Source organism: Streptomyces virginiae, assembly GCF_040638905.1.
GTDB lineage: Bacteria > Actinomycetota > Actinomycetes > Streptomycetales > Streptomycetaceae > Streptomyces > Streptomyces virginiae_B.
On the sequence record NZ_JBEZYV010000013.1, the window covers coordinates 1 to 12,143 of the forward strand.

The 12,143-nt window shown below is 71.6% G+C and carries 13 protein-coding genes and 1 pseudogene; 6 read left to right on the forward strand and 8 right to left on the reverse strand.

Annotated features, from left to right (window positions below):
* Positions 1 to 194 (forward strand): annotated as a pseudogene (locus AB0F82_RS19635) (ABC transporter permease); the annotation flags it as partial.
* Positions 195 to 379: 185 nt separating this feature from the next.
* Here AB0F82_RS19635 and AB0F82_RS19640 read toward each other — a convergent pair.
* Complete coding sequence (locus AB0F82_RS19640; protein WP_356816019.1) at positions 380 to 796, reverse strand: CBS domain-containing protein; 417 nt, start codon at positions 794 to 796, stop codon at positions 380 to 382.
* A gap of 934 nt (positions 797 to 1,730) precedes the next feature.
* Between AB0F82_RS19640 and AB0F82_RS19645 the strand changes: the two genes are divergently transcribed.
* Complete coding sequence (locus AB0F82_RS19645) at positions 1,731 to 1,967, forward strand: response regulator transcription factor (RefSeq protein WP_356816018.1); 237 nt, start codon at positions 1,731 to 1,733, stop codon at positions 1,965 to 1,967.
* A gap of 310 nt (positions 1,968 to 2,277) precedes the next feature.
* On the opposite strand, the gene AB0F82_RS19650 is transcribed toward AB0F82_RS19645, so the two are convergent.
* A complete protein-coding gene (locus AB0F82_RS19650; RefSeq protein ID WP_362629224.1) occupies positions 2,278 to 2,553 on the reverse strand; it encodes an isoamylase early set domain-containing protein in 276 nt (91 codons plus the stop codon).
* 149 nt (positions 2,554 to 2,702) lie between these two features.
* Between AB0F82_RS19650 and AB0F82_RS19655 the strand changes: the two genes are divergently transcribed.
* Both AB0F82_RS19655 and AB0F82_RS19660 read left to right on the forward strand, forming a co-directional pair.
* Positions 2,703 to 2,990: a DUF6400 family protein gene (locus tag AB0F82_RS19655; RefSeq protein ID WP_356816017.1), complete on the forward strand. Its 288-nt coding sequence runs from the start codon at positions 2,703 to 2,705 to the stop codon at positions 2,988 to 2,990.
* The gene (locus tag AB0F82_RS19660) at positions 2,977 to 3,234 is read left to right on the forward strand and encodes a hypothetical protein (protein ID WP_356816016.1); all 258 of its coding nucleotides are present in this window, start codon (positions 2,977 to 2,979) and stop codon (positions 3,232 to 3,234) included. The genes AB0F82_RS19655 and AB0F82_RS19660 overlap by 14 nt, the downstream gene beginning before the upstream one ends.
* A gap of 27 nt (positions 3,235 to 3,261) precedes the next feature.
* Here AB0F82_RS19660 and AB0F82_RS19665 read toward each other — a convergent pair whose 3' ends face one another.
* The 3 genes from AB0F82_RS19665 to AB0F82_RS19675 form a co-directional block, all read right to left on the reverse strand.
* On the reverse strand, positions 3,262 to 3,852 hold the full coding sequence (locus tag AB0F82_RS19665) for a DUF4232 domain-containing protein (protein ID WP_362629228.1): 591 nt from the start codon (positions 3,850 to 3,852) through the stop codon (positions 3,262 to 3,264).
* Positions 3,853 to 3,961: 109 nt separating this feature from the next.
* Positions 3,962 to 5,599, reverse strand: coding sequence for a serine/threonine-protein kinase (locus AB0F82_RS19670; RefSeq protein ID WP_362629230.1), 1,638 nt, complete (start codon positions 5,597 to 5,599; stop codon positions 3,962 to 3,964).
* Positions 5,600 to 5,726: 127 nt separating this feature from the next.
* Positions 5,727 to 6,317, reverse strand: a complete 591-nt coding sequence (locus AB0F82_RS19675) for a hypothetical protein (protein WP_362629233.1) — start codon at positions 6,315 to 6,317, stop codon at positions 5,727 to 5,729.
* Positions 6,318 to 6,551: 234 nt separating this feature from the next.
* Between AB0F82_RS19675 and AB0F82_RS19680 the strand changes: the two genes are divergently transcribed.
* Entirely contained in the window at positions 6,552 to 6,995 is a 444-nt protein-coding gene (locus tag AB0F82_RS19680) for a hypothetical protein (protein WP_362629236.1), read from the forward strand.
* Positions 6,996 to 7,019: 24 nt separating this feature from the next.
* On the opposite strand, the gene AB0F82_RS19685 is transcribed toward AB0F82_RS19680, so the two are convergent.
* Positions 7,020 to 8,273 (reverse strand): hypothetical protein, encoded by a 1,254-nt coding sequence (locus AB0F82_RS19685; protein ID WP_362629239.1) that lies wholly within the window; start codon positions 8,271 to 8,273, stop codon positions 7,020 to 7,022.
* A gap of 175 nt (positions 8,274 to 8,448) precedes the next feature.
* Between AB0F82_RS19685 and AB0F82_RS19690 the strand changes: the two genes are divergently transcribed.
* The gene (locus AB0F82_RS19690; protein WP_362629242.1) at positions 8,449 to 10,884 is read left to right on the forward strand and encodes a bifunctional serine/threonine-protein kinase/ABC transporter substrate-binding protein; all 2,436 of its coding nucleotides are present in this window, start codon (positions 8,449 to 8,451) and stop codon (positions 10,882 to 10,884) included.
* 38 nt (positions 10,885 to 10,922) lie between these two features.
* Here AB0F82_RS19690 and AB0F82_RS19695 read toward each other — a convergent pair whose 3' ends face one another.
* Positions 10,923 to 11,447 (reverse strand): hypothetical protein, encoded by a 525-nt coding sequence (locus tag AB0F82_RS19695; protein WP_362629245.1) that lies wholly within the window; start codon positions 11,445 to 11,447, stop codon positions 10,923 to 10,925.
* A gap of 171 nt (positions 11,448 to 11,618) precedes the next feature.
* Complete coding sequence (locus AB0F82_RS19700; protein WP_362629248.1) at positions 11,619 to 12,059, reverse strand: VOC family protein; 441 nt, start codon at positions 12,057 to 12,059, stop codon at positions 11,619 to 11,621.
* Positions 12,060 to 12,143: the final 84 nt, after the last annotated feature.

The window sequence follows — 12,143 nt, forward strand, 5'->3', positions numbered from 1 at the left end:
CCGACAAGGTCCAGACCCCCGAGACGAAGCCCGAGTCGAAGCCGGAGACGAAGCCCGAGTCGAAGCCGGAGACGAAGCCGGAGACGAAGCCCGAGTCGAAGCCGGAGACGAAGCCCGAGTCGGCCCCGGAGCAGGAGTCCGCTCCCGCCCAGGCGTCCGCCCCCGTGGAGGAAAGCGCCGCCGCTTCCGGCTGAGGCCGAGAAATCCCCGACACTGCGGCTCTGCGCACCCAGGCCTGAGCGCACCGCACGGAAGAAGACCGCAGCGGATCTGCCCCTACCAGCTCTTCGCGGTGTTGAGCCGCACGTGGCGCGGGGCCCCACCGGCCGGTGGGGCCCCGCGCCATCCAGACACCCAGGCGTCCAACGCGTGGGGCCGGTCAGTTCTCCGAGATCGTCTGGAGCAGGTCGCCGACCTTGGCCTCCGGCAGCGCGCGGGCGACATCGGCCAGCGCGACGATGCCGACCAGCGTGTGCCCGTCGATGACGGGCAGCCGGCGGACCTGGTGCTCGCTCATGGTGCGCAGGATCTCTGCGGCGTCGTCGTCGGCGCCGATGGTCACGGCCTCTCCCTGAGCGAGGTCGCCGGCCTTCACCGCGCCCGGGTCCTTGCCGGCGCCCAGTACCTTCACCACGATGTCCCGGTCGGTGAGCATGCCCTTGAGCTTCTCGTCCGTGCCGCAGATCGGCAGGGCTCCGACCTTCAATTGGGTCATCTTCTTCGCGGCCTCAAGGACCGTCTCCTGGGCGCCGATGCACGTCGCGTCCGCGGTCATGATCTCGCGAGCCGTTGTCATCCGTCGTACTCCTTCATCCTCGTCTCGTCTGCACGGGTCTTGGGCCGGCCCCCTCACACGGACCGGTCACGGCACCTATGGGTGCCCCCTGCCCCCAGCCGGTAACGACATTCGTCCCATTTCCACCCCAGGGCGCCGACCGCGCCCCTCAGCGCACCTTGCCCGCCGCTGGGGGCGAGATGGAAAGGGGCGTGGAGGCTGCGTCGTCGTTCATGGCGATTACCCGGCGCTTCCGGGATTCACCAGAGACCTCGGAGTGTCTCGGTGGCGGGCAGGCCGCGAAGACATGGTGGATCTGGCCTCTGGTGATCCTGCGGGTGCATGGGGGCGCCTCCTTCGGAACGTGACCCGTCTTCTTTGGAGGTGCCTCCACGCCGACCTGTCGTTCGAATCTTGTGCGAATTGAATCGCGGAGTGCCCCAGAGGGGAGTGATTTCCGCGGAAGCGAGCGGCTGCGTCGGCGGGGAGGAACCACGCTGCGTCCTGGTCCTCCGCCGGTTCAAGACCAGCCATCCGCCCAGCTCAAACCCGTTCCTGCAGTACATCGACGGTCCGCACCGCCCCCGGCTCCACCGCCGCGTCAGCGTGCCGGTGCGACACCAGTCAGCCTCGCCCCTGCACGCAGGTCCGCTTCGTCCAGGCGACCCACGCAACAGGACGGACAAGCCCCAAAAGCGCCTCCTCCGCAACGACGCCACCCCCGATCCGGGACAGCCTGAACGGCACGGAACACCCCGGCCCCCGCCCCACCGACGCCGCGTGCGGGCGGGAAAAAGAGGGCTGTCACACGCCTGTGACAGTCGGCGGACAGCCCTATGAAATGCCGCCGCCACTCTCTTAACAAGAGAACAAAACGGGACATTCGGTCGGATGTCCCACCTGCTTCCGAGGACGCGAGCAGCGATGACCGAGCCGATCCGGCGGAGGAAATCCCATGACTCTCACACTCACCACCCCCCACACCACCACCGCGGCCCCCACGCCTGAGCTGGCCCCCCGCGAGCAGGAAGCACTGCGACACATCGCCGCCGGCCGCACCTACCTCCAAACCGCCCGCCACATGGGCCTCTCCAAGCACACCGTCGACGCCTACCTCCGCCGCATCCGCGCCAAACTCAACGTCAACACCACCGCCGAGATGACCCGCATCGCCATCGCACTCGGACTCTGACACCCCCACACCACAGACGGCGCCGACACCGACCTCATCCCCCCGAGCCCCGCACGCACCCGCGCACAGGGCCACAGCCACACCCCACAACCCGCACCCAGGCACGGCCGCACACAGAAGACAGAGTTCCGCACCGCGAGCCAAAGGGAACGCAGCGGACAACAGGGCCGTAGGCGGCGGGGACGCGACGGCGGCAAGCCCCACACGCGGGAACCGAGCCGGACACCCCGAGCCAGAGCCGCACGGCTGCGCGGCCGGGCCGGACGGAGAAGAGACAGGACCCGCCCCACACAGAAAGACGGGCGAGGGGTCAGGTGTGCAGGCGACTGTTCGGGCCCTCCCGGTCACCAGCACTCTCATCGTTGAACCAGTAATCACCCGCCGCCAGATAACGGAAAGAATGCGTGCGCTCACTCGGCAGTGTCAGCGTGACCGCACGCTTACCGTCCCTGCGCGGCACAAGCGTATGGACACCCGGCTGCCAGCCGTTGAAATCCCCCACCACACTCACCGGCCCCGGCGGAACATCCAAAGGCAGCACGAACGTGACCTCCGTACCACCCCTACGCAAAACCCGCTCCAACATGACACCACTCCTGACAGACCGTACGAAGGGACACACACCAGCCCATCCTCAACCCCAGGCCGCACTACCGCACCCCAAGAGACGGGGCGGGCTGTGACTCCGCCCACCCTCTCTTGACCGGGGAAGAAAGGTTTACCTAACTTCAGGGCATGGCCCCTCACACCCCCTCCGCCCCCTCCCCTGACGACAGCGCCGGTACCGGCGGGTCCGGGCTGGTCGACTTCGCGGTCGACCTCACCTCGCAGGAGGTGCTCCGGCGTGCCCAGGTGATGGAGGCCCTCGGCCCCGACTGGGACCCGGTGGAGGTCCTCCTGGGTGAGGAGGCCGCGTACGACCTGCTGTACTCCGGACTGGACGCGCAGCAGCAGCGCCTCTACGACGACCTTGTCGCGGCCGGTGTGCTGCCCGACCGGGGACACGGCCGTGCTGCCGCTTGACCCGCAGGCCGATCCCGGGCGCCGCGCCTGGGTGGCCTGCCCCCAGTGCCAGGACACGCGCGGCTGCGAGCCCTGCCAGGAGCGGCGGACCTGCTCCGCGCACTGGCGTTACCTGCTCACCAACACCGGCAGCCTGCTCCACCTGCAGTGCCCGGGGTGCAGCCACGTGTGGGTGCACGAGAGCGGTTTCGGTGCCACCCGTTCCCTCTGGGACCGCATCACCGGGGCCATGCCCGGCCTTTGAGCACCCCTGCCATGCGCGCGTGCGCGGTCAGGGGGCGGGGCGGAAGGCGGTGGCGCGTACGGCGGTGCCGCACAGGGCGAAGTTCCCGCCGTCGTCGGGAGCGAGCTGGAGACGTGCGCCGGCGGCGCCGATCACCATCGAGGGGGCGGCGAACGGCTCCGCGCCGGAGGCGCAGTAGCCGTCGGCCTCACCCAGGACCGGGGCGAAGGCGATACGGGTCGCCGCCGCACCGCCGACGGGCAGCTCCACCGGGCGCGCCGGGCCCTGGCGGATCACGGTGAGGCTCCTGGCGGCGGCGGGCGAGCCATGGCCGGCGAGGGCGACCGTGGGGTGGCCCCGCAGGACACACGGTGCGGGACCCTCGTTGACGACGGTGATCCGCACCGCGTTCACCCCCAGTCGCTCGGCACCCCCCGGTACGAGCTGGCCGCTACCGCACGGCGGCGCGGGCGCGGTGACGGCCCCGGTGCCGGCGATCTGGACGTGCTGGACGTTCTGGGCGGTGCGGGCGGTGGCCGGGTGGGCGTTCGCGGCTAGCAGGGCGGCGGCCGCGGCGGCCGTTGCCAGGGCCGTGCGCAGCCGGCGGCGGACCACGGCGCCGTTCACGGTGTGGGACATGATGCTCCTCTGGGTGCCGCACTGTGCCGGTGTGCAGATGGGCCTGTTCCCAGCCTGGCACCGCCCGCCCGGGCCCGCCCGGCCACCGGATGCCAGGGGGAGGGGCGGGTCAGCTGCGGCGGATGAGGGCTTCGGGGGCGCCGGCCGACTGGGATCCTTCCGACGCGAGGGTCAGCCGGTCGGGCTGCGTCATGGTGAGCACGTAGAGGTTGCCCCGAGGACATTCGAAGGTGGCCGAACGGTCGGTGGGGTGGCTGGTGACGGCCGCGAAGACGGCGGAGTCCTGGCGGATCTGCCGCAGCTCCAGGGCCTCGGTGCAGCCCAGGTTCCGCCCGGTGGAGAGTTCCTTTACGTCGCTGACCTGCCTGCCCACGAGCTCGCCCACCGCCCCGGCGTTCAGGGTGACCGTGACGGAGAACTCGCCCGCCCTGGCCCGGGTGATGCCGTCCGCGTCCGGTGTTCCGGGCCCGGTGCCCGACCAGGTCCCCACCCAGGCGGCGGGCAGGGCGGCCCGCCCCGACACCGGGCCCGAAGCCGATGCGGTCGGCGTCGGGGTCGGGGTGGCCTTGCCGCCACCCCCGTCCCGGTCGCGGTCGCCGTCCATGAGGAGCCGCAGTGGGAACGCGGCCAGCACGGCCAGCACGGCGGCCGCGCCCGCCACGGCGATCAGTCGGCCCCGGCCGGACGCCCGCCCGTCGACGCCCGCAGCGGAAGCCGTCGGAACCGGCGGCACGGGCGGAAGAGCCGCCTGCACCGCCGGCACCGGTGCCGGCGGTGCAGGAACGGGTGGGAGAGCGGCGACGGGTGGGAGCGCGGGCGGCGGGGCGAGGAGCCGGGTCAGTTCGCTCTCGCGGCGAGCGATGTCCGCGGCCAGGATCGGCGGCACCACGGCGTGCCACTCCCCCACCCCCGATCCCTCGTCGGGAGCAGCGGCGACGTCGGTGAGGCGCCGGTGGAGTTCCTGGGCGGTGGGCCGCTGGGACGGGTCCTTGGCAAGGCAGTCCCCCACCAGCGGGACCAGGTCTTCCGGGACGCCGGCCAGGCGGGGCTCGTCGTGGACGATCCGGTACAGGAGCGCCGGGAGCTGCAGCTCCTCCCCCGCGGCCAGGAACGGACCGCAGCCGGTGGCCGCGTACACGAGGACCGCCGCGAGGGAGAACACATCGGCCGCAGCCGACACGGCAGCACCGGTGGCCTGTTCCGGGGCGAGGTAGCCGGGAGTGCCGATCACCGCGCCGGTCTGCGTGCAACGGGCATCGCGGGCGGCGCGGGCTATCCCGAAATCGATGAGGAAGGGACGTTCGCGGCCCAGCAGCACGTTGGCCGGCTTGATGTCCCGGTGGACGACCCCGGCCGCCCCGACCGTCACCAGAGCCGCTGCCAGTTCCCGGGCCAGGCAGTACAGGGCGGGCCGCGGCAGCGGCCCGTGCCGGTGGATCCAGTCGGCCAGGGACGGCGCGGGAACGTACTCGGTCGCCAGCCAATGCGGCGCGGCCCCCGGCGGGCTGAAGTCGACCACCGACACGGTCCACGCCCCCCGCACACGGTCGCTGGTACGTATCTCCCGGTCGAAACGCTCCGCGAAATCCGCCTGCAGACTCAGAGCCCGGTGCACGGTCTTCAGCGCCAGCGGCCGGCCGGAAGCCGTACGGGCCAGGAACACCTCACCCATCCCGCCCTCGCCCAGGCGTGCCAGCAGGCGGTAGCCGCCCATCTCCAGCGGATCATCGGGCCGCAGAAGGTCCACCAACACCACCACCCACAACGCCTGTTGCCGGCCCGCGGGATACGGGTCGCCTGGTGAGGCCACCCTAAGCGACCCCACCACCCGCAAGCCCGGCAGGCAGCCCCACCGGTTCCCGCTTCAGTGCGAGTCAGCGGGTGGTGCGGTGGTCGTAGACGGCCAGCGACAGCGCCTTCATCGCGGCATGCGCGCGCCCCGCGTCCACACCCTGGTCGACCGCCTCCAGGGCGGCGGCCGCCGACACCCGCACCGACTGCGGCAGACCCTCGTGGGCGCACACGCGGTAGGCGACACCGCGGCGAGCATCCCGTTCCTCCTCGCTGACCCCGAAAGCGGTCAGTGGGAAGGCCGCCGCCTGGTACGTCGCGAGACTCACCAGAACCGCGTCGGCGACGCCCTCGGCATACCCGCCCACCGCATCCGAAACAGCCACCGCCACCGGAAGCGGATGCGGATCGGAAGCGGGAACCGGGGCCGGGGCCTGCGCGGAAACAGGCACGGAAACGGCTTCGGGGGCCGGGGCCGGGCGGAGGAAGTCGGCCACGTGCCTGCGTGAGAGGAAGGAGCCGATCCCCGCCCCCAGCGCGGCCGCCACCGCAGCCAGCACACCCGTCACCCGCCCGCCCAGCAGCCAGCCGAAACAGGCACCACCGGCCACCCCGCACATCACCAGGACGAACGTGATCATCAGATGGATGCGGGCAACCGGCGAAAGCGTCATGTCCAGCAGTATGCAATGCACACCTACCCCGCCGTCCAGGGCTGTCCACGCGGCTCGGGCTTTGCACAACGCACTTCGCACTCCCAGCCCGGTACGGGCGCGGCATGATCAGCTCCAACCGGGGCATACCGGCCCGGTGGCCCAATTGGCCGCGGGGCGAGGGTGGGCATGGCCGGCCCGACTCGTAGGATGAGCCTTTGATCATTGCATTCGCAGATTTCTACGGGGGCTCGGATGAGCAGTACTTCCTTCGACGCGGAATGGGCCGGTCTCAAGGGAGGGACGGCCGCCGCGACGCAGATGCGCCTCGCCGGCACCGCACCCGACGGCGGAGGCGGCGGGGGCGGCGAGGACCTCAAATCCGACCAGGCGGTATGGAACAAGGCCAGCAACGACGTCGGCCAGCTGGTGTCGGGGATCAAGAGGGCCAAGGCCGAGTTCGAGGCCGGGCAGAGCGGCGCGGCCGTCCCCGGCGTGGAGAGCGCAGCCGCACAGAGCGAGCTGTACCAGTCCTGGAAAACCTACCTCGACGGTCTCTCCGGCAAGTGCACCGCACTGCAGGGGCCGATGGTGCAGGCAGGCAAGGGCCAGGTCGCCAATGACGAGGCGCTGCGCGCCGACTTCGCCCGCATGAACGGCCAGTACAAGGACACCCCCGCCACCGGCGGCAGCAACTGAAACCCGCAGATGCGGCGTCCTGGATCAGGGGTTCAGGGCGCCGGAGCGGCCGGGGTCACGCAGCGCTTCCAGCCGCCGCTCCGCCAGCCGCAGATGACCGGGATCGGCCAGCGGCAGCGTCCGCAGCAGATCCACCAGTTCGGGTCCCGCCTCCAACGCGCCCGCTCGGTCCTTCACCTGCGTCCAGCAGTACAGGGCTCCGGCCGCCGCGTCACGGACCTCGGCCGCGTCCCCACCCTGCCACTCCAGCCGCGCCCGCCCCGCATGCACCCACAACCGGGTCGCCGACACGAAATCGCCGGCCATCCGCGCAAGATCAGCACGGATCTCCGCACACCGCACCGCCTCCGCCGACGCCCGTCCCCACCGCTCCACCACGCTCCGCTCCCACGCCCTCGCCAGCGCATCCGCCTCGCCATGGCGGCCCTCCACCGCCAACGCGTGCAGACGTGCCCGCGGGTCCCCCTCCACCACCGGTCCGGGCCGGGAGGCAGGCCCGGCAACCGGCTCGGGTTCCCGGCCAGGCTTTTCCGGTTCCCGGCGTACGCGGGCGGGCGCCGGCGAACGGCGCATCTCCAGCTCGCGCGCGGACGGCACCACCAGCGTGCCCGGCGCCGGCGCGGCCGACCCCACCGCCAGCACATGTACCTCCACGTCGGACGGCCGCACCGGAGCGCGCCGGAGCTGGTCGATCCACTGCCGGGTGTACCCGCTGACGCCTCCGCCCCCGGCCGGCACATCCGGCCCGCACACCACCCCGAACACCTCTACCCCGGCAAGTTCCGCGAGCCCCGGCAGCGCCCCCGCCTCCCCCACCAGTGGCCACGCCTCCTTGTCCGCCACCAGGTCGACCACCACCGTGGTCACACCCCCCGAACGCGAACGCAACTCCCCCACCAGCCACTCCCACGGCAACGAGGTGTAGCGCACGCTGCCCGCCGTCGTCCCCGCCAACGCGACGAACAACCGCCGGCTGCGACGATCCGCCGTCAACCGGCCGGACACGTACACGAACAGCGGACCTGTCGCCGCCACGGCCACCCGCAACCGCGCCAACACCGTGTTCGGATCACGCACCCCCTCCAGACACACCATGTCAGCCGGCACCTCGCACCCCAGCAACACGTCCGCCGGGACCATCGCCAGCGCGGCGACGTTCACACCAGGAGCCACCAGCACCCCGCCACGCCGCACTGCTGCATCCGCCGCCAACAACAGCACATGCCCCCGCGGCGCCCGCCCCCGACCACCGCCGTCGCCCACACCACCGAAACCCATGGGGCGACGCTATCCACACCACACCCCCCACCCGCACCAAACCCGGAGAACAGCACACCTGGGAAGGGAGTTCGTCCGCCTCTCCCGGACGGGCACACGGCGCCCTCCTCACCGAGGGCGTGATCAAGCCAGACTTCCGTCACCTGATCGGCTCAGCAGGATCTAGAGTGTGCGCGTGACCGAGCAGAATCCCGAACTCATCGCCGGCCGGTACCAGCTGGTCGAACGCATCGGCCAGGGCGGTATGGGCCGGGTCTGGCGTGGCGTCGACCAGCACCTCTTCGGGCGCGAGGTCGCCGTCAAGGAGATCCTCTTTCCGCCAGGTCTGGAGGACGGGGACCGCGCCGCACTGCTGCGGCGGTTCATCGGCGAGGCCCGCGCGGCGGTCACGCTCAACCACCCCGGGATCATCACCATCCATGACGTCGTGGAGCACGACGGCGCCCCCGTCATCGTCATGGAGCTGGTCCGCGGCAAGTCCCTGGCCGCCGCCATCCGCAGCCAGGGCCGACTGCCCGTCCAGCGGGTGGCCGAGATCGGCGCCGCCCTGCTCGACGCGCTGGCCGAGGCGCACGGAGCGCGGATCGTCCACCGTGACATCAAGCCGGACAACGTGCTCCTGACCAAGGACCGCGTCGTCCTCACCGACTTCGGCATCGCCCACCTCGCGGACGCCACGACCAGGCTGAGCCACAGCGGGACCGTCATCGGCACACCCCAGTACATGGCGCCGGAACAGCTGGAGGGCAAGCGCCCGACCCCTGCGAACGACCTGTGGGCGCTGGGCGCCACCCTCTACCACGCCGTCGAGGGGCGTCCGCCGTTCGATGCGGAGGGGCTGCACGCCCTCGCCGTGGCCGTGTTCACCCGGCCGCACCGGCCCCCGGTCCACGCGGGCCCGCTGACACCCCTGCTGGACGCGCTCCTCACCAAGGATCCGGCGCAGCGCGTGGAAGCCGCGGAAGCGGCCGGGATGCTCGCCTCGGTGCTGCGGTCCTCCCCGTCCCTGCCCGATGCCTCCACCGGGCGGGGGCGCGAACCGGAGCCCGGGCCCACACCCCCGCCCGACCCGAGGACGCCCTCCGTACCGGCGCAGGAGCAGGTACCCGAGCACGCAGCTGAGCCGGAGCCGGTTCCGGGGACGACGGCGTCGGTGCCGACCCCCACGGTCCTCGACCCCGGGTCCACCGCCGGCACGCCGCCGCGCTCCGTGCCCGACCGGCCGAGCGGGCCGCCGCCCGCACCGGAGGCGCCGCCCGAGGCCCCGGCCGAAGCACCGACCGAGGCACCGGTCGTGCCCGAGACCAGGCAGGAGACGAGGCAGGGCGAGCAGACGTCCGTCCGGGGACGTACCCTCACCCGGCGCTCGGTGGTCCTGGGCGCGGCGATGGCGACCCTCGCCACTGGCTCCGTCCTGACCTGGAGCCTCACCCACGGCGACGACGACCGCGGTGGCGGCAAGGCGGCCGGGAGCGGGGCGCCCCCTTCCTCCGTCACGGTGGTGATCGGGGTGGACGCACCGCTGAGCGGCGGGATGTCCTCGATGGGCGCCGGCATCAAGAACTCCGCCGACCTGGCGGCCAGGACCGCCAACGAAGCCGGGCACGTTCCCGGCGTGAACTTCGAGATCAAGGCCCTGGACGACGGGGCCGATCCCGCCAGGGGTGCCTCCAACGCCGCCCAGTTCGTGTCCGACGAGAAGGTGCTCGGGGTCGTCGGTCCGCTCAACTCCGGTGTCGCCAAGACGCTGGTGGCACCGCTCGCGCAAGCGAACATGGCCGTCGTGTCACCGGGCAACACCGACCCCGTCCTGACACTCGGCCCCGGCTGGGCCGCCGGCAGCACGTCGCGTCCGTACTCCACCTACTTCCGCACCGTCGCCACGGACGTGGACCAGGGGCCGTTCGCCGCTCGGTACCTGCACGGCGAGGCGAAGAAGACCAAGCTGTACGTGGTCGACGACGCGAGCGCCCACGGCACCGCTCTCAGCTCCCGTTTCACGGCCGAGTTCACGAAGCTCGGCGGGACCGTCGTCGGTACCGAGCAGGTCGACCCTGCAGAGCGCGCCTTCGAGGGCCTCGCCACGAGGGTCCGGTCGTCAGGGGCCGACGCCGTCTACTTCGGCGGCTACTACGACACCGCTGCGCCGATCTCCCAGCAGCTCAAGCAGGCCGGGGTGAACGCCCCCCTGATGGGCGGCGACGGCATCTTCGACCAGCAGTACCTCACGTCGAACCCGAAGGCCGAGGGCGACCTCGCGACCAACATCGGCGCACCCGCCGAGGAATCGCCGGCGGGGCAGGACTTCCTCGCCCGGTACCAGAAGGCGGGCTATCCGGAGGCGGCCGGCTGGTACGGCCCCTACGCGTACGACGCGACGTGGTCGCTGATCGAAGCGGTGAAGGCCGTGGTGGCGGCCAACGACGGCACCCTCCCCGACAACCTCCGGGCGAAGCTGCCGCAGGCCGTGGCGGGGCTGGCCTTCGACGGCGTCACGGGCCGGGTCGCCTTCGACGGCAGCGGTGACACGGTCAACCGCCGGCTGACGGTGTACAAGGTGAACGGCGGTACCTGGGCGACCGTACCGAGCGGATCCGCCGCCGCCCGCTGAGATCGGCAGGCGGCGGATCCGACCGGGCTGCTCGGCTCTCAGGGCGCCACGTTGCAGCGTCGCGCAATGACCTTGAGGCGTTCGAGCTCCCGTCGCGCTGCCGTCGGGTGGGCGAGATCGAGGGCCATCCCGGCGCGGGCCGAGATGTAGAGGATGTCCTGACGCGTGGCGGCGTCGAGGCCGGGGACGGTCAAGAGGCGGCGCCCCGTGACGCGCAGGAAGAGCGCGATGCTGTCGAGATCCTCGCGCAGCTGCACAGGAAGCACCTGCCGCAGTTCGTCCTTGGCGTAGTCGCGCGCCTGCCGGTCCGCCGTGCAGGGTCCGGGCTCCACGGGAGCCAGGTGAAGGCCAGCCTCTCGGGCGTCGCCGTACATCTCCGTCACCAAGGCGCGTGCAGAGGCGGTCTCGCCCCCCGCGGCTGCCTCGCGGGCCGACTGCAACGTGGAGCACAGTCGCGCACGGGCCCGGGGATCCTCGCCAGTCCGGGCGTTCAGATAGCCGGACCACACGTCGAACGCCTTACTCAACTCGGCATCCAGCATGACCGTGTACACGTCCGGCACTCCGCCGCCCCTTCGTCGAGCCCGTCCGGGCACGGACGGCAGCGGACAGGATAGGACGAACGCCGGACGGGATGCCTGGGAATTACCCGGTGCAGCGTGCAGGAGCCCCCGTGTCACGCTACTCAGCTGCTTGGTCCGTCCCGCCCGCGGTCAACAGTTGCGGGACAGCCCTCAGCCGATCCGTTCGGCCAGAGCCACGATGATTCCCGCCGGGCCGCGAAGGTTGCAGAGGCGGTAGACGCTCTCGTACTGCGCCACTTCGCCGAGGAGTTCAGCGCCGTGGCGGCGCAGGCGGCTGATCGTGTCGTCGATGTCGTCGACGGCGAACATGACACGGTGCAGGCCCAGAGTGTTGGGTGGCGGGTCGTGCAGTCCGGTGGTGATCGCCGCTGGGGTGTGGAACTTCGTCAGCTCCAGTTTGCCGTGACCGTCCGGGGTGCGCATCATCGCGATGGCGCTGCGGACCCCGTCGAGGCCGACCGTCCGGTCCGCCCAGATTCCCTCGATCTCCGCTTCGCCTTCCAGCTCCATGCCGAGCTCGGTGAAGAAGGCGATGGCGGCCTCCAAGTCGTCGACGACGACGGCCACGTTGTCCATCCGCTGGATCGCCACGCGGTGCTCCTTCTGCGTATCGCGGTTCGTTTCCGGCTATCGGTACCCCTGGGACGGAGCCGTGCCGCGTTCTCGACACCTCCC